15 protein-coding genes and 4 tRNA genes are annotated in these 14,802 nt (G+C 39.6%); 11 read left to right on the top strand and 8 right to left on the bottom strand.

Features of this window, described 5'->3' with window-relative positions:
* Positions 1-1,011: an HlyD family secretion protein gene (locus GJV03_RS01495; protein WP_154129315.1), complete on the top strand. Its 1,011-nt coding sequence runs from the start codon at positions 1-3 to the stop codon at positions 1,009-1,011.
* Positions 1,012-1,065: 54 nt separating this feature from the next.
* Here the strand turns inward: GJV03_RS01495 and GJV03_RS01490 are convergent, their stop codons facing one another.
* From GJV03_RS01490 to recN, 4 genes are all read right to left on the bottom strand, one after another.
* Positions 1,066-1,779, bottom strand: a complete 714-nt coding sequence (locus GJV03_RS01490; RefSeq protein WP_154129314.1) for an SDR family oxidoreductase — start codon at positions 1,777-1,779, stop codon at positions 1,066-1,068.
* Positions 1,780-1,793: 14 nt separating this feature from the next.
* Positions 1,794-2,237 carry a Holliday junction resolvase RuvX gene (gene ruvX, locus GJV03_RS01485; RefSeq protein WP_004818593.1) on the bottom strand — a complete coding sequence of 148 codons (444 nt, stop codon included), beginning with the start codon at positions 2,235-2,237 and terminating at the stop codon, positions 1,794-1,796.
* Positions 2,230-2,784: a YqgE/AlgH family protein gene (locus GJV03_RS01480; RefSeq protein ID WP_105714632.1), complete on the bottom strand. Its 555-nt coding sequence runs from the start codon at positions 2,782-2,784 to the stop codon at positions 2,230-2,232. The genes ruvX and GJV03_RS01480 overlap by 8 nt, the downstream gene beginning before the upstream one ends.
* A gap of 319 nt (positions 2,785-3,103) precedes the next feature.
* Positions 3,104-4,765: a DNA repair protein RecN gene (gene recN / locus GJV03_RS01475; protein ID WP_154129312.1), complete on the bottom strand. Its 1,662-nt coding sequence runs from the start codon at positions 4,763-4,765 to the stop codon at positions 3,104-3,106.
* A 530-nt stretch (positions 4,766-5,295) separates the two neighbouring features.
* On the opposite strand from recN, the gene GJV03_RS01470 reads away from it, so the two are divergent.
* From GJV03_RS01470 to GJV03_RS01460, 3 genes are all read left to right on the top strand, one after another.
* On the top strand, positions 5,296-5,619 hold the full coding sequence (locus tag GJV03_RS01470) for a pyrimidine/purine nucleoside phosphorylase (RefSeq protein ID WP_004718357.1): 324 nt from the start codon (positions 5,296-5,298) through the stop codon (positions 5,617-5,619).
* A gap of 160 nt (positions 5,620-5,779) precedes the next feature.
* A complete protein-coding gene (rlmB, locus tag GJV03_RS01465) occupies positions 5,780-6,535 on the top strand; it encodes a 23S rRNA (guanosine(2251)-2'-O)-methyltransferase RlmB (RefSeq protein WP_004818598.1) in 756 nt (251 codons plus the stop codon).
* A 38-nt stretch (positions 6,536-6,573) separates the two neighbouring features.
* Positions 6,574-7,485 (top strand): DMT family transporter, encoded by a 912-nt coding sequence (locus GJV03_RS01460; RefSeq protein ID WP_154129311.1) that lies wholly within the window; start codon positions 6,574-6,576, stop codon positions 7,483-7,485.
* 68 nt (positions 7,486-7,553) lie between these two features.
* Here GJV03_RS01460 and coaE read toward each other — a convergent pair whose 3' ends face one another.
* The 4 genes from coaE to pilB are packed head-to-tail and all read right to left on the bottom strand — an operon-like array spanning position 7,554 to position 12,036.
* A complete protein-coding gene (gene coaE, locus GJV03_RS01455; RefSeq protein ID WP_154129310.1) occupies positions 7,554-8,153 on the bottom strand; it encodes a dephospho-CoA kinase in 600 nt (199 codons plus the stop codon).
* 26 nt (positions 8,154-8,179) lie between these two features.
* Positions 8,180-9,061 (bottom strand): A24 family peptidase, encoded by an 882-nt coding sequence (locus GJV03_RS01450; RefSeq protein ID WP_171501823.1) that lies wholly within the window; start codon positions 9,059-9,061, stop codon positions 8,180-8,182.
* 2 nt (positions 9,062-9,063) lie between these two features.
* Complete coding sequence (locus GJV03_RS01445) at positions 9,064-10,296, bottom strand: type II secretion system F family protein (protein WP_154129309.1); 1,233 nt, start codon at positions 10,294-10,296, stop codon at positions 9,064-9,066.
* A 27-nt stretch (positions 10,297-10,323) separates the two neighbouring features.
* Positions 10,324-12,036 (bottom strand): type IV-A pilus assembly ATPase PilB, encoded by a 1,713-nt coding sequence (pilB, locus tag GJV03_RS01440; protein ID WP_154129308.1) that lies wholly within the window; start codon positions 12,034-12,036, stop codon positions 10,324-10,326.
* A 276-nt stretch (positions 12,037-12,312) separates the two neighbouring features.
* Between pilB and tpiA the strand changes: the two genes are divergently transcribed.
* The 7 genes from tpiA to rimP all read left to right on the top strand — a co-directional run bounded on the left by tpiA (position 12,313) and on the right by rimP (position 14,773).
* Positions 12,313-13,107, top strand: coding sequence for a triose-phosphate isomerase (tpiA, locus tag GJV03_RS01435; RefSeq protein ID WP_154129307.1), 795 nt, complete (start codon positions 12,313-12,315; stop codon positions 13,105-13,107).
* Between the two features lie 9 nt (positions 13,108-13,116).
* Positions 13,117-13,458: a preprotein translocase subunit SecG gene (gene secG / locus GJV03_RS01430; protein WP_004718341.1), complete on the top strand. Its 342-nt coding sequence runs from the start codon at positions 13,117-13,119 to the stop codon at positions 13,456-13,458.
* Between the two features lie 53 nt (positions 13,459-13,511).
* Positions 13,512-13,596: transfer RNA gene (locus GJV03_RS01425), tRNA-Leu, on the top strand.
* A 43-nt stretch (positions 13,597-13,639) separates the two neighbouring features.
* A tRNA-Met gene (locus GJV03_RS01420) sits at positions 13,640-13,716 on the top strand.
* Between the two features lie 76 nt (positions 13,717-13,792).
* A tRNA-Met gene (locus GJV03_RS01415) sits at positions 13,793-13,869 on the top strand.
* A 100-nt stretch (positions 13,870-13,969) separates the two neighbouring features.
* A tRNA-Met gene (locus GJV03_RS01410) sits at positions 13,970-14,046 on the top strand.
* A 202-nt stretch (positions 14,047-14,248) separates the two neighbouring features.
* Positions 14,249-14,773 carry a ribosome maturation factor RimP gene (gene rimP, locus GJV03_RS01405; protein WP_004718339.1) on the top strand — a complete coding sequence of 175 codons (525 nt, stop codon included), beginning with the start codon at positions 14,249-14,251 and terminating at the stop codon, positions 14,771-14,773.
* Positions 14,774-14,802: the final 29 nt, after the last annotated feature.

Genomic DNA, 14,802 nt, shown 5'->3' with positions numbered 1-14,802 from the left:
ATGAATACGTTTGACATACGTAAGGCAATCCGGCCGATATCATTGGGTATCGTGGTGATTATTGCGATATTTTGTGCGCTGCATATCTGGAATTACTACAATGCAGAACCTTGGACACGTGATGGGCGTGTCCGTGGCGATGTTATTCAAGTGTCTTCTGATATTGCTGGCTTAGTCACAGAGGTGATGGTTCAAGATAACCAAACAGTGAAAAAAGGGCAGGTGCTTTTTAAAATTGATTTAGCACGCCAAACTTTAGACGTGGAACAAGCAAAATCAGATCTTGCAAAAGCCCAGTCAGGACTGGCTGAAGCAGAAGCGGGGCTTGCTGAGGCAAAAGCCAATATTGTGAAGTCAAAAGCCAATATCAATCTTGCAGATAAAAATGCACATCGATATGCAGACCTGATGAATGGTGCGATCTCTAAACAAGAACAAGATCAGATGTTTGCTACACGAGATCAGTCCCATGCAGAGCATCAACAATTGCAAGCTGCGGTACAACAAGCAGAAGCCAATATAAAACAACAAAAAGCTTTGATTGAGGCAGCAACCAGTAGTGTGCATTTGGCTCAATTGAATATGCAACGTTCAGAAGTGATTGCACCAGCAGATGGAACATTATCAAATTTTGATTTGCGTGCAGGGAATTATGTCAAAGTTGGGCAAGCTGTTGCCGCTTTACTTGATCGTAAACAGCTCTATGTTGTGGGATATTTTGAAGAAACCAAACTCAATAAAATACATCTAGGTGATCCTGCAACAGTACAACTCATGGGCGATTCTTTGAAATATAAAGGCCATGTCCAAGGGATTGCGTCTGGGATTGAAGACCGCGAACGAACAACTTCATCGGGCTTATTGGCCAATGTAAATCCAACATTCAGCTGGGTACGTTTGGCTCAACGGGTACCTGTGAAAATTATTTTAGATGAAGTGCCCCATGATTCATTGGCCTTTGTCGCAGGGCGTACCGTGACGGTACATATTTTGGAACAAGCAAAAAAATAATCAGCATCCATCATTAAACTTTGATCTTGAAGTCCATTGAAAAATGGGTTTTTTTTATAGATTTAGGTCTGCCATAGCGGGCATATTAATTTCTTTAACACAGCTGGCTTGACTGGTGGATAAGATAAATTTGATGGCAAGAATAACGTCTTGTAAGGGAATTAACTCATGACCACTCTGTTGTAAAACTTCATCCACAGATGTATTCAGATCAAACTCAGTCGCCAAGTAGCCTAGATTTAATATGCTTACTCCAATCTGGTCTTTGCGTAAACTTTCTCGGAGAGCGTGGACAATGCCTCTGAGGGCAAATTTGCTGGCTGAAAAGACCACTTCTTTGCCGTTATGATTATCTAGTCCCCACGTAGAACCAATCAAGATAATTTTTGCATTTGGAGACAGTCTAAGATTCTCAATCAAGGATTGAATTGCCAAAATACAGGATTGAATATTGGTGTGAATTAAATTTGATATTTCAATGTCAGTACATTGTTCAAAGTCATAATCTGCTTGAAAGGCTTTTGCTTCCCAAATCCCGACATTGTAAATCAGATAATCTATGGGCTGATTTTGAATTTGATTTTTAACTACATCCCGAGCGTACTCAGGTTTTGATAAATCAGCAGAGATCCATTTGAAATGAGCAAGGTCACACTGTGGTTGAGAACGTGAAATACCAAAAACCAGATCTTGTGTTTGAGGTACTGCGTGTAAAATAGCTTGTCCCAAGCCTTTGCTTACACCGTAGATGACATAAGTTTTTGACATTTTTAATGCTCAGCTTAAGGGGTAATTCCTTCAGGGTTTCGATACCAACTTTCAATAAATAAAGCAGCTGCAATACTATCCGCTGCTAATTTCTTTGCTCGACCTTGCGCGTGGTAATGATCGAGTTCATCTCGTGCTTCACGTGTGGTTAAGCGCTCATCGACCATTAGAGTTTCAATATTGGTTTGATGACGTAAACGTCGTGCAAATTTGCGTGCGCGTGTGGATAATTCTGATTCGGAATCATCCATATTTAAGGGTAAACCGACCAGAAATAAATTCGGTTGATGCTGTTTGATGATCTTAAGCAATTCATCCCAATTGGGGATACCATCTTTCATTGGGAAAAGTGCAAGCGGTGTTGCACTTTCAATGATGGAGGAGCCTACAGCCATTCCCGTTTTTTGTGTACCAAAATCAAATGCAATAATCAGTTGTGGGGAATTTAAATCAGGCATGTCCAATCTCAGAAGATAACCAAGTACGATCAATCCCTATTTTACGATAAGCAGCATCCCAACGGTCGGTATAAGGCAAATTAAACACCAAATCCATATCTGAATCACAAATCAACCAATCGCCACGGGTAATTTCATCTTCAAGTTGATTTTTGCTCCAGCTGGCGTAGCCCAATGCAATTTGATAACGACCAACACCTTCATTGTGTGCAATCGCATCTAAAATATCTTTGCTGGTGGTAATACACAGATTTTCACCCACGGCAATCGAAGAGTGCCAGGTTGGTTGTCCTGTATGAATCACAAAACCCGCTTCTGGGCGTAATGGACCACCTTGTAAGACTTCATGCGGATGCACATTATCAGCTTCAATTTCTAAGTCATTCAAAAGTTCTTTGACTTGAATACCTGAAGGTCGATTGATAATAATACCTTGCGCACCATCTTCATCATGACGGGCAAGATAGATTACCGTATTGGCAAAGAAATCATCAGCAAGATCAGGTGGTGCAATCAAGCAGCGATGAGAAAGATATTGTTTTGGCACCGATATGCAACTCCTTTTCAATCCGCTTAAATAATTTTAATTGTTTAAATAAAATCTATATCTATATAAATAGCACAATTAATATCAATAGGTTGTGAATATTTTAAAAGCCTGCAAAAACAGCCTAAGTTTTTCATCAATATGTTTAAAATATAAACAAAATGGTGTCCAAATAAAAATGTGCATCTCTATAAAAGCGATGACAATAGGACGAATGAATAGATAAAAGCGCTTATATTCCAAAATAGGAATAAAAAACCAGTCGCGTGCTGACTGGTTTTTTATATGGGTATTATTTTTTATACACTAGATTGAGGTATTAAGATGGCTGAAATTTCAGCTGTCTTAATTGTTTTGCATGTTGCAAGGTGGTTTCACCAATTTCAATACCGCCTGTCATACGAGCCAATTCTAAAATAAGTTGCTCTTCTTCTAGTGCAATGATGGTACTACTTGCAGGATCTGTTTGTAGTTTTTTCACCAATAGGTGTTGATCGGACTGGGCTGCAACCTGAGCTTGGTGAGTAATACATAAAATTTGAACGTGTTGACCTAAGCCTGCCAATAAGCGCCCGACAATTTCAGCGGTACCACCACTGATTCCGACATCAATTTCATCAAACACTAAAACTTCTGCTTCGGTTTTTTCGGCATTCATCACTTGCATGACCAATGCAATACGTGACAGTTCACCACCAGAAGCAACACGTGCCAGCGGTTGAGGTGGAATACCTTTATTGGCAGTAAAGAGTAATTGAATAAAGCTTAAACCTTCAGCAGAAACTTGTTCCAGCGGTTCAAATTTAAATTCAAAATGTGCTTCTGGTAGCGCCAGTTGTTTGACTTGCTCAGTCAGTTGCTTGGCTAAAGGTTCAGCAGCATCACGACGAATCTGATCTAAATGTTGTGCTTTCTCTACAAACACTTGATGAGATTGTTCAACTTGCTCAGCGAGGGTTTCAGGATCTTCAAGTTGATGTAGTTGCTCTAACTCATTTTGCCATGTTTCATATTGCTGTTTGAGTTCATCTGGTTGAATACGGTATTTACGCGCCAAGCGATGAAAGACTTCGAGTTGTGTATTTAACTCATCCATACGTTCAGGATCAAAGCTTTGGCGGTCTATAAACTGACGTAAATTTGCTGTTGCATCATCAATTTCACTTTGTGCATTGATCAATGAATTGTAAATTTCAGACAGCAGTTCACTTCGTCCAGCATGTGATTCTAAACGTCGAATAATTGAAGAAATTTCTTGGGTAATATTTTGTTCAGATTCATCAAGAACATTTAAGCTATAGCCACAGTCTTGCATGATGTGTTCATGGTGACTTAAACGATCAAATTCTTGTTCGATTTCTTTATAATCAATACGAATGACATCTTCAAGTTCTTCAAGTTGTAATTTTAAAGTGTCAATACGTTGCAGGCGATTGGCTTGTGCATCAATCGCTGCTTGGTGTGTACGAATATTTTTTTGCCAAGTGCTATACGCATCACGCACATCTTGGGCAGGCTGATAAAAATTACTATAACGATCTAACCAGTGCTTCGGGTAGGGCGGTTCAAGCAGTTGTTGTTGGCTATGTTGGCTGTATAGCTGTACCAAGAGGCGTCCAAGTTCTTTCAATTCAGCGAGGCTACTAGGACGGCCATTGATCCATGCTTTGCTGCGACCTGTTGCAAAGATCACCCGTCTTAAATGAATTTCACCAGATTCATCATCTAACTCATGGGTGTTGAGCCAATTTGCTTCTGGACTTTGTGCTTGGTAGCTAAAAACGGCGGTAATATCGGCTTTTTCAGCACCATAACGCACATAATTGGTATCGGTACGCTCACCTAAACAGGCTGACAACGCATCTAATAATAATGATTTACCCGCACCTGTTTCACCTGTAAGCACGTTGAACCCTTGCTCGATATCAATAGCAAGGTTATCGGCTAAAGCAAAATTGATCAGATTTAAGTGTGTCAGCATAAACGCATCCAAGCTGCGAACGGTGAAGTTCTAAGATAGTGAAGTTTTGTTGTGGTCACAAGTCAGAACGTATTCTAATACGAAGTAATTTTAAGCATTCTAAATAATTTTAATATGAAAATGTAATTTCCTTTGCTTAAGTTGCCAGTAAAAACATCAAAATAGATAAATCTTATTGAATTAAATAAAAAATGAAGCAAATATCTAGATTTTTTATGACTGATTTTATGCAATAGACATTTGAATCTATTGATCTGCATCTTTTGTCAGCCAATATTGAAACAAGACATTTCTTCACTCTAAGTAGGAAATAAATTGATCATGCATTAGGTGGGCATTCTTGGTGACATGTATTATGGTTTTTGGTCTTTATTGTTAGAGAAGCTTAAGCTTTGATCTAAGCGGACTGATAAAACAGACTAAAAATAGAAATAGCTTAAGCTTAAAAACATAGATTGATTAGTTTGCGGAGCAACATTAAACTACATCGAACATAATTTTTATAAATGCGCATTATCTGGAGAATACGCATGTCAGCTCAGTATGATCATGTATCAGTAGTTAAAAAATCTAATGTATATTTTGGCGGTTTATGTATTAGCCACACTGTGCAGTTTGAAGACGGAACCAAAAAGACTTTAGGGGTCATTCTTCCAACAGAAGAAGCTTTAACATTTGAAACACATGTGCCTGAACGCATGGAAATTATTTCTGGTGAATGTCGCGTTAAAATCGCAGACAGTGAAGAAAGTGAATTGTTCCGCGCAGGTCAGTCATTCTATGTGCCTGGTAATAGTCGTTTTAAAATTGAAACGGATGACGTTTTAGACTACGTTTGCCATTTAGAAGGCTAATTAAAAAAGCTTTGCTTAAAGTAGACCTATGCTGTTGTTTTTAAATTAGGCAAAGAATTTTTAAGCGAAATCGGTTAAACTAAAGCATCAAATAGAATCCTGTAAAGTTGGCTTTGCAGGATTTTTCATTTCTATCATCAGGTTGTTAATGAGGTTGTTCATGGCGAAGTCCGAATATTATTATGGCGTTCATTCAGTGGAGTCATTATTGGAGTTAGAACCTGAACGTGTTTTAACCTTATTTACCTTAAAAGGTCGTGATGATCAGCGTTTACAGCGCATTCTCCAGCTTGCAGAGCCTTTTGGAATCAGTGTCCAAAAAGCAAGTCGTGACAGCTTGGAAAAGTTGGCAGGTCAACCTTTTCACCAAGGCGTGGTCGCAGCTGTTCGCCCACATCCTGTATTAAATGAAAAAGATTTAGATCAGCTTCTAGAGTCAACCCAACAACCTTTATTGCTGGCTTTAGACCATATCACGGATCCGCATAATCTAGGCGCATGTATCCGTACAGCGGCAGCTATGGGTGTAGAAGCGGTGATTGTTCCGCGTGACCGTGCGGCAACATTGACCCCGACTGCTCGTAAAGTTGCAGCAGGTGGGGCTGAAAAAGTGAAGTTTATTCAAGTCACCAATTTGGCGCGTACGCTTGGACAAATCAAAGAAAATTATAATGTCCGTGTGGTCGGCACTATGCTCGATGAAAAAGCATTACCTATTCAGAAGTTTGATTTTACAGGAACACCAGTATGTGTGGTGATGGGTGCGGAGGATACTGGATTACGTCCAATCACCCAATCGCAATGTGACCAAACTGTATTTATTCCGATGGCTGGAAACTTACAAAGTTTAAATGTAAGTGTGGCTACTGGTATGGCGTTGTATGAAGCATGCCGCCAACGTCAACAAAGTGAATGATTTAATTTAAGTTATATCGGTAAGATTAGAGAAGCAACATGATGACCTCCCGTACTCAAGGCTACATGTATGTCGCCATTACAATGTGTATTTGGGGAGGTTTTACGATTACCTCAAGGCTGAATGCAATTTGGCATATCAGTCCATGGGATATCACCGCATTACGCTTTTCTTTGGCATTTTGTATTCTGATGCCGATTTTAATCTATAAGAAAGACACGGCTTTTCTATTTAACAAACAACCCTTTATTTTGGCGATGATTGGCGGTGTTGCCTATTGTTTGACATCATATACTGCATTTCACTTTGTCCCTGCGGCACATGCTGCCATTTTTTTAAATGGTTGTATTCCATTGTGTACAGCTTTAGCTGGTTTTTTACTGTATCGCCAACCATTTGATAAACATATATGGATCAGTTTAATCATCATGCTCTCTGCGATTTCTGTGATGAGTTTTTTGATGTATAGCGAAACGGGCGTTGCTTTTGGTATTGGTGATTTACTGTTTTTTATCAGTGCAATTTGGTGGGGGACTTTTACTGTATTATTGCGTCAATGGCAACTTTCCGCATGGCACGCCATGGCAGGTGTTGCGATTTGGTCGGCGATCGTTTATGTCCCAATTTATTTGTTGTTTTTGCCTAAACATTTAGATCAAGTGTCCACACCACATTTGGTCATGCAAACGTTGTTTCATGGTATTTTTGTGGTGATCATTGCGACTTTGGCCTATGTCGAAGCAATTAAACGATTAGGTGCTTTTAAAACAGGCAGTATCGTCACACTTGCGCCTTTTATTGCCGCAATTATCGCCGTACCCTTGTTAAATGAACCGATAAGCCTTGCAATGCTGTGCGGCTTGATTGGTATGGGCATTGGTGCTTTACAACCGTGGCGTTGGTTTACACATAAAGACAGTTTGCAAAAGCAGTTGGACGAGAAGAAATAGATCAAACAGGTTAAATTGATACAAAACTGATTGATAGAAACCTATTTTAAGGTGATGAGGCACACAATTTACTGCTGTGCCAGTTTTAGATACTGTTGATGTAAAGACTCTAATTTTGCGTATAGATGATCAATATGCCCATCATTTAGCACAATATCATCTGCTAATTTTTGCTTTTTGTTACGCGGCATCTGTGCCGCAATAATTTTCTGAATCTGTTCGATGGATTGGCCATCTCGTTGCGAAGCGCGTAAGATTTGCATGTCTTCACTGGCATCAATCAGTAGAGCGCGCTGGGTGAGTTCATGTTGGTTGGTCTCAAAAAGCAGGGGAGAAACCAAAATTACATAAGGACTGGTTGCTGCTTGTAATTGTTGAATAATCTCAGCGCGAATCGCAGGATGGGTAATTGATTCAAGTTGTTGTCGTGCTAATGGGTCTTTAAAAATATGTTCTCTCAATGCACGACGATCAAGTTCACCATTGCTTAATAGTACCCAATCCCCAAAAAACTCTTTAATTTTTTGAAGCGCGGGTTGTCCTTTTTCAACAATTTCTCTTGCAACAATATCTGCATCAACAACTGTAATCCCTTGGGTTTCAAACCATTGACTTGCTGCGGATTTACCGCTACCAATTCCACCTGTTAAACCCAAGATAAACGTCATTGCGTATTCCTAATACTGTGTTGAAATTATTGACCCAAATATACTTTCATAATTTGCTCACCCCATAAAAACGCAATCCATCCTGCAATTGCAATATAAGGACCAAAAGCAAAAGGCACATTTTCTTTACGAATCTTAAGTAAAATAATACCAATGATCGCACCCACCACAGAAGATAATAGGATAATTAACGGTAACATCAATGGCCCCATCCAAGCGCCAAGTGCAGCAAGCAGCTTAAAGTCACCATAGCCCATGCCTTCTTTGCCTGTCACTATTTTAAATAGATAGTAGACAATCCAAAGACACAGGAAACCAATAATATAGCCCCAAATTGCAGCACTTGCTGTTGTATATAAATGGAATGAGTTAATGCCTAAACCCATTGCCGCCAAGGTTAAGGTAAAGCGATCTGGAAGTAGCTGAGTGTCAAAATCAATAAAGGTAAGTGTAATCAGTACCCAAGTCAGTAGTACACCAAAAACCATTTCTAAAGTAGGGCCATAAACAGCAACCACTGTTAATGAACACACCGCAGTTAAAAGCTCAACAAATGGATAACGAATGCTAATCGGGTTTTGACACGAAGCGCATTTGCCTCTTAAAACCAACCAACTGATAATGGGGATATTTTGATACCAACGAATTGGAATTTTACATTTGGGACAGGTAGAGGCTGGTTGACTGAGACTGAGCTTTTCTTCATCAATCACAATTTGTTGTGAGCCTGCCAGTAGTTGGCATTCTGTATGCCATTCCTGTCGCCATTCTTTTTCCATCATCTTGGGGGTGCGGTAAATGACTACATTTAAAAAACTACCAACACATAACCCTAAAACACCAACAGTCAGATAGAGTGCTATTGGTGATTGAATCAGAAAATTTAACAAATCATGGAGCATATTCATCATTATCCGCCAACAATTGAGCCTACTTGGAAAATTGGAAGATACATCGCAATGACTAAACCACCAACGATTACACCTAAAACAGCCATAATTAATGGTTCCATCATTGAAGTTAAACCATCTACAGCATTGTCGACCTCATTTTCAAAATGTGATGCAACTTTGTCTAACATCGCATCCAATGCACCCGATTCTTCACCAATCGCGACCATTTGCACTGCCATAGAGGGGAACTTATTGGTTGCACGCATGGCAAAATTTAGTTGTTGCCCTGTGGCGACATCCTCGCGAATTTTCATTACCGCTTGTTCATAAACCACATTATTGGTTGCACCTGCGGTGGATTCTAACGCTTCAATGAGCGGTACCCCTGCCGCAAATGTCGTGGCAAGTGTACGGCTATAACGGGCAATAATGGCTTTATAAACCAGATCACCAAAAATAGGCAGTTTCAGTGCTGTACGATCTAAAAAATTTTGGAATTTTTTACTACGCTTTTTTGCTTCTAAAAAAGCAGTAATTACGACACCAATAAAAAGGATTAGAATAAACCAATATTTTTGCATCCAGTTCGACATATTGACGACAAGTTGGGTAAAAGCAGGTAGATCTGCACCAAAGGAGTTAAATAATTCCTGAAACACAGGCACAACTTTTACCATTAAAATAATGGTAACAATGATCGCAACAACGATGACCGAGATTGGATATTTCATGGCCTTTTTAATTTTTTGTTTAAGAAGTTCACTCTTTTCCTTGTAAATTGCCACCCGATCAAGCATGGTTTCTAATGCGCCAGATTGTTCGCCAGATTCAACCAATGAACAAAATAAGTTGTCAAAATGTCGTGGATATTTTCTTAATGCACCAGCAAAGGTATTTCCCCCTTCTACTTCCCCTTTGATTCCCAGTACCACTTCACGCATAGAGGGGTTTTCTAGTCCTTCTGCAACGATTTCAAAGCTTTGTACTAAAGGCACACCCGCTTTCATCATTGTGGCGAGTTGACGAGTAAAAATGGTAATGTCTAAAGTGGAAATCCCTTTTTTCATTAAACCTTCAAGAATATTTTTCTTTTTTTCTCGAATGGTTTTTATGGTGATGCCTTGTTTTCGTAAGGTAACTTTGGCAAGTGCCATATTACGTGAAGGTAATTCCCCTTTAACCTTGATCCCTTTGCGATCAATCCCGTCATAAGCAAATGTAGGCATCATTTGAGCTTTTTTAGCTGCCATCATAATTTCCTTGAATATTGATTATATTTATTCGCTGGTCACACGGTTAATTTCTTGTAAAGAAGTTAAGCCATTGATGACCTTAATTAAACCTGAACGTCTTAGATTATCAAACCCCAATTTTTCAGATGCCGCTGCAATTTGAAGTGCATTGCCATCTTCCATGATAATTTTTGAAATCTCAGGTGTTACTTTCATCACTTCGTAGATCCCGACACGACCTTTATAGCCTTCACGGCATTCACTACAGCCCACAGGTTGAAAAATTTGTAAGTCAGGATTGCTTAAGTCTTGTTCGGTAAAGCCCATTTCTAACAGACTCTGTCTAGGGATTTCAACGGGTGCTTTACAATGATTACATAAACGTCTTGCCAATCGTTGTGCAATCACAAGATTGACTGAGGTGGCAATATTAAATGAAGGTACACCCATATTACGTAAACGGGTTAATGTTTCAGGTGCGCTGTTGGTATGTAGGGTAGACATCACCATATGCCCCGTTTGAGCAGCCTTGATCGCAATTTCAGCAGTTTCGAGGTCTCGAATCTCACCGACCATGATAATGTCAGGATCTTGACGTAGGAATGATTTCAAAGCGACCGAAAAACTAAGACCTGCTTTAAGATTTACGTTAACTTGGTTAATCCCTTCCAAGTTAATTTCCACTGGATCTTCAGCCGTGGAAATATTTGAACTTTCTGTATTGAGGATATTTAAACCCGTATAGAGGGAAACTGTTTTACCTGAACCTGTGGGTCCCGTAATCAGTAACATGCCTTGAGGTTTTTCTAAAGCCTCCATAAATAATGCTTTTTGCTTTTCCTCATAACCCAGCGCATCAATACCCAACATTGCGCTGGAAGGATCGAGAATACGCAACACCAATTTTTCGCCAAACAATGTCGGTAGTGAATTCACACGAAAATCAATAGCTTTGGTCTTTGAGAGTTTTAACTTAATACGACCATCCTGTGGAACACGTTTTTCTGAAATATCCATTCTGGACATCACTTTTAAACGTGAGGCCAAACGACTTGCCAATTGTAAGGGGGGATTGGTAATGGTTCTCAGTACACCATCTACACGATAACGCACCCGATAACTTTTTTCATAAGGTTCAAAGTGTAAATCTGATGCACCCATACGAATTGCATCAACCAAGAGTTTATTAATATATTTAACAATAGGTGCTTCTTCTTCAGATGCTTCGTCATCATCTTCTGATGGCGGTGTGTCATCAGTGGCAATAATATCAACATCAAAATCTTCATCACCAAAATTAAAGCTTTCTTCTACTGTAAAGTGCTTTTCTAAATATTTTTCTAATTTATGATGTTCAACAATAATTGGTTCAATATTTAAACCGCAGTTAAAACGAATAGCATCTAGCGCCTCTATATTGGTTGGATCACTGGTGGCAACGTATAAAATATTGCCGCGTTGAACCAAAGGAATTACTTTATGTTTGCTAACTAAATTTGGGTCAATAAGCTCCTTGGGCAGCATTTCAGGATTAAAGCTGTCCAAATCAAAAATGGGCTCTCCAAATTCTTCGGAGATCATTTCAGCAATGATCAATGGTGGTATATTGAGTTTTTCACTGAGATAGGCAACGATACTCACTTTATTTTTTTGAGCGTTACTCAGCGCATCTTTCATTTGCTGGGCAGATAAAAAACCTTCGTCGACTAAGCGACGGATATACCCCGAAAACTTAGGTGAACCATTTTGCATAGACATCCCCAAAACACATTAAATTTCATTTTATAATTGGAATACGAAAATTATACGATGATCCTTAGAAATATCTAGAATTAAACGTATTTTTATAGAAACATATTTGAAAATAACTTGAGCCAATCAGGCTTTTTAGCATTATCTTTGAAATGATTTATGTTTCTTTGCTTTCTATTAAAGTATAACTTTAAATGAGATGACTGAATTGATAAAGAAAAAATACTTTAAAAATATAAATTCCGTGTAGAATGTGCACATTTTCGATAAAAGGTTAGATGTATGTCGGGTTCGACTATTACTCCTTGGGTTGTCGGCAATTGGAAAATGAACCCAATGCAAGCGAATTCGCAACAGCTCATTCAAGATTTAAATCAGTATTTACAACAATCACCGATTACAGAACAACAATGTCATATTGGTGTTGCGCCTATTTCTATTGCATTACTGTCTGTGCAAAAATTACTTAAAGATGTAGATTCACCAGTCAAAGTTGTCGCACAAGATCTTTCTCAAATGGCAGGCACAGGCGCTTATACCGGCGAAGTCAGTGCTGAACTACTCAAAGACAGCCAGATTGATTATGTGTTGATTGGGCACTCAGAACGTCGGGAAATTTTTGGCGATGATGTTGCAAAAATTAAAGCGAAATTATCAAATGCTTTAAATGCTGGGCTTCAAGTGATTTATTGTGTGGGTGAAAGCCTAGAACAACGTGAAGCAGGGCAGGCAGAGCAAGTAGTTTTACAACAAATTTGCGATCTCGCGGCGGTTGTAAAAGTAGAACAATGGCACAATATTGTGATTGCCTATGAACCCATTTGGGCGATTGGAACAGGTAAAACAGCCTCTCCACAAGATGCTCAGACAATGCATGCAAAAATTCGCGAAGGTTTAACTCAAATTACAGCCCAAGCTCAACATACAGCGATTTTATATGGCGGTAGTGTCAAACCTGAAAATGCAGTAGAGTTAGCTGCTTGTCCAGATATCAACGGTGCGCTGGTTGGTGGTGCATCACTTAATGCTGAGTCATTTTATAAAATTGCTCAAGCATTTGCTAAAACAGAAGAATAGGAGTTCAGCATGCATACATTTGTGCTGGTTGTACATATCATCTTGGCCGTTTTGATGATCGGGCTTATCCTCGTTCAACATGGTAAGGGTGCAGATGCAGGTGCATCATTTGGTGGCGGTGGTGCTGCAACAGTATTTGGTGCTTCAGGTTCTGCAAGCTTTTTAACTCGTTTAACTGCGATTCTCACGGCTTTGTTTTTTATCACCAGTTTAAGTTTGGCGGTGTTTGCTAAAAAACAAACTTCGGATGCGTATGGCTTGAAATCTGTACAGACCAGCTCTCAAACGACACCAGCTGCACCAGCCAATACGGGTGAAACTTCACCAACTGCACCAAAAACTGGCGAATAATGCCATTTAGTTCTTTCTTTTTCTGAATGATGCGACTAGAATGCGTCACAGCTGCGGTGGTGGTGGAATTGGTAGACACGCTACCTTGAGGTGGTAGTGCTTTCGGGCGTGGGGGTTCAAGTCCCCCCTTCCGCACCAACAATGAACCAGATTGTTGGTGTTAGCAGCTGAAAAACATTGATGCGGGATGGAGCAGTCTGGTAGCTCGTCGGGCTCATAACCCGAAGGTCGTTGGTTCAAATCCAGCTCCCGCTACCAATTTAATTAAGATGCAACTTAATTAAAGATCATCTAAGTTGAAAAATTGAGATGATGTGTGAATTTGCAGTGTTGTTGCGGGATGGAGCAGTCTGGTAGCTCGTCGGGCTCATAACCCGAAGGTCGTTGGTTCAAATCCAGCTCCCGCTACCATTTTGATTAAGGTGCAACTTAATCAAGCAAGAAATACAATGTATCGGTTAATGATAGATTGAAAAAAATAAATTTCTTGTGTATAATTTTGCAACGCTGATGCGGGATGGAGCAGTCTGGTAGCTCGTCGGGCTCATAACCCGAAGGTCGTTGGTTCAAATCCAGCTCCCGCTACCAAGTTTCTAAAAGGGCTCACAGATAGGTGGGTCTTTTTTGCATAGTGAACTTCGGTTTACTGTGCGATAATAGGGGCGATTACGCCCTTTTTTATTGGCTATCGTGTAGTGTGGACATCAATTGGTCAAAAAGACATGCTTCACTATAGTAAGTTTGAATTAGTCCGATGAGCGATTGAATCGCACAAATATGACGAGAGTAAATGAAGCTATCAAATAAAACTCAAGCACTTCAAGATCTAATCACTCCTGCAGTGCAAGCTTGTGATGTAGAACTTTGGGGAATCGAATTTATTCCTCAAGGTAAGCGTTCTTTATTGCGTATTTATATCGACAAAGACGTTGTGGAAAATGCTGAACCAACAATCAATGAAGATGGTGAAGCAGAATTGGGTCGTGGTATTGGCGTACAAGATTGTGTACGTGTGACTCAGCAAGTCGGTGCAATATTAGATGTACATGATCCAATTTCAGGTGAGTATGCTTTAGAAGTATCATCACCAGGTTGGGATCGACCATTCTTCCAGTTGGCGCAGTTAGAAAAATACATCGGACAACAAGTTGCATTGCGTTTGATTGCTGCAGTTGAAAATCGCCGTAAATTCCAAGCAAAATTAATTGCTGTAGATTTAGAAAATGAATTCATTCAAGTCGAAGTTGAAAAACAGCAAGTACTTGAGATCGATAGCAACAATATAGACAAAGCGAATTTGATCTTTCAGGATTAATCCAGAAATAGAAATCTGAATAAATAGGT

The sequence above is a fragment of the Acinetobacter sp. RIT698 genome (assembly GCF_009668065.1).
GTDB lineage: Bacteria > Pseudomonadota > Gammaproteobacteria > Pseudomonadales > Moraxellaceae > Acinetobacter > Acinetobacter guillouiae.
Note: the sequence above shows the minus strand (reverse complement) of the source record. Positions and strands in the feature narration are given on the sequence as shown.

Excerpts from the sequence above, each read along its gene's own strand:
- tpiA (WP_154129307.1), top strand. The coding sequence starts at position 12,313 with ATGTCGGGTTCGACTATTACTCCTTGGGTTGTCGGCAATTGGAAAATG.
- GJV03_RS01495 (WP_154129315.1), top strand. The coding sequence starts at position 1 with ATGAATACGTTTGACATACGTAAGGCAATCCGGCCGATATCATTGGGT.
- coaE (WP_154129310.1), bottom strand. The coding sequence starts at position 8,153 with ATGACGTTTATCTTGGGTTTAACAGGTGGAATTGGTAGCGGTAAATCC.
- rimP (WP_004718339.1), top strand. The coding sequence starts at position 14,249 with ATGAAGCTATCAAATAAAACTCAAGCACTTCAAGATCTAATCACTCCT.
- rlmB (WP_004818598.1), top strand. The coding sequence starts at position 5,780 with ATGGCGAAGTCCGAATATTATTATGGCGTTCATTCAGTGGAGTCATTA.
- recN (WP_154129312.1), bottom strand. The coding sequence starts at position 4,765 with ATGCTGACACACTTAAATCTGATCAATTTTGCTTTAGCCGATAACCTT.
- GJV03_RS01445 (WP_154129309.1), bottom strand. The coding sequence starts at position 10,296 with ATGGCAGCTAAAAAAGCTCAAATGATGCCTACATTTGCTTATGACGGG.
- secG (WP_004718341.1), top strand. The coding sequence starts at position 13,117 with ATGCATACATTTGTGCTGGTTGTACATATCATCTTGGCCGTTTTGATG.
- GJV03_RS01460 (WP_154129311.1), top strand. The coding sequence starts at position 6,574 with ATGATGACCTCCCGTACTCAAGGCTACATGTATGTCGCCATTACAATG.
- GJV03_RS01470 (WP_004718357.1), top strand. The coding sequence starts at position 5,296 with ATGTCAGCTCAGTATGATCATGTATCAGTAGTTAAAAAATCTAATGTA.
- GJV03_RS01450 (WP_171501823.1), bottom strand. The coding sequence starts at position 9,061 with ATGAATATGCTCCATGATTTGTTAAATTTTCTGATTCAATCACCAATA.
- pilB (WP_154129308.1), bottom strand. The coding sequence starts at position 12,036 with ATGTCTATGCAAAATGGTTCACCTAAGTTTTCGGGGTATATCCGTCGC.
- GJV03_RS01490 (WP_154129314.1), bottom strand. The coding sequence starts at position 1,779 with ATGTCAAAAACTTATGTCATCTACGGTGTAAGCAAAGGCTTGGGACAA.
- ruvX (WP_004818593.1), bottom strand. The coding sequence starts at position 2,237 with ATGCCTGATTTAAATTCCCCACAACTGATTATTGCATTTGATTTTGGT.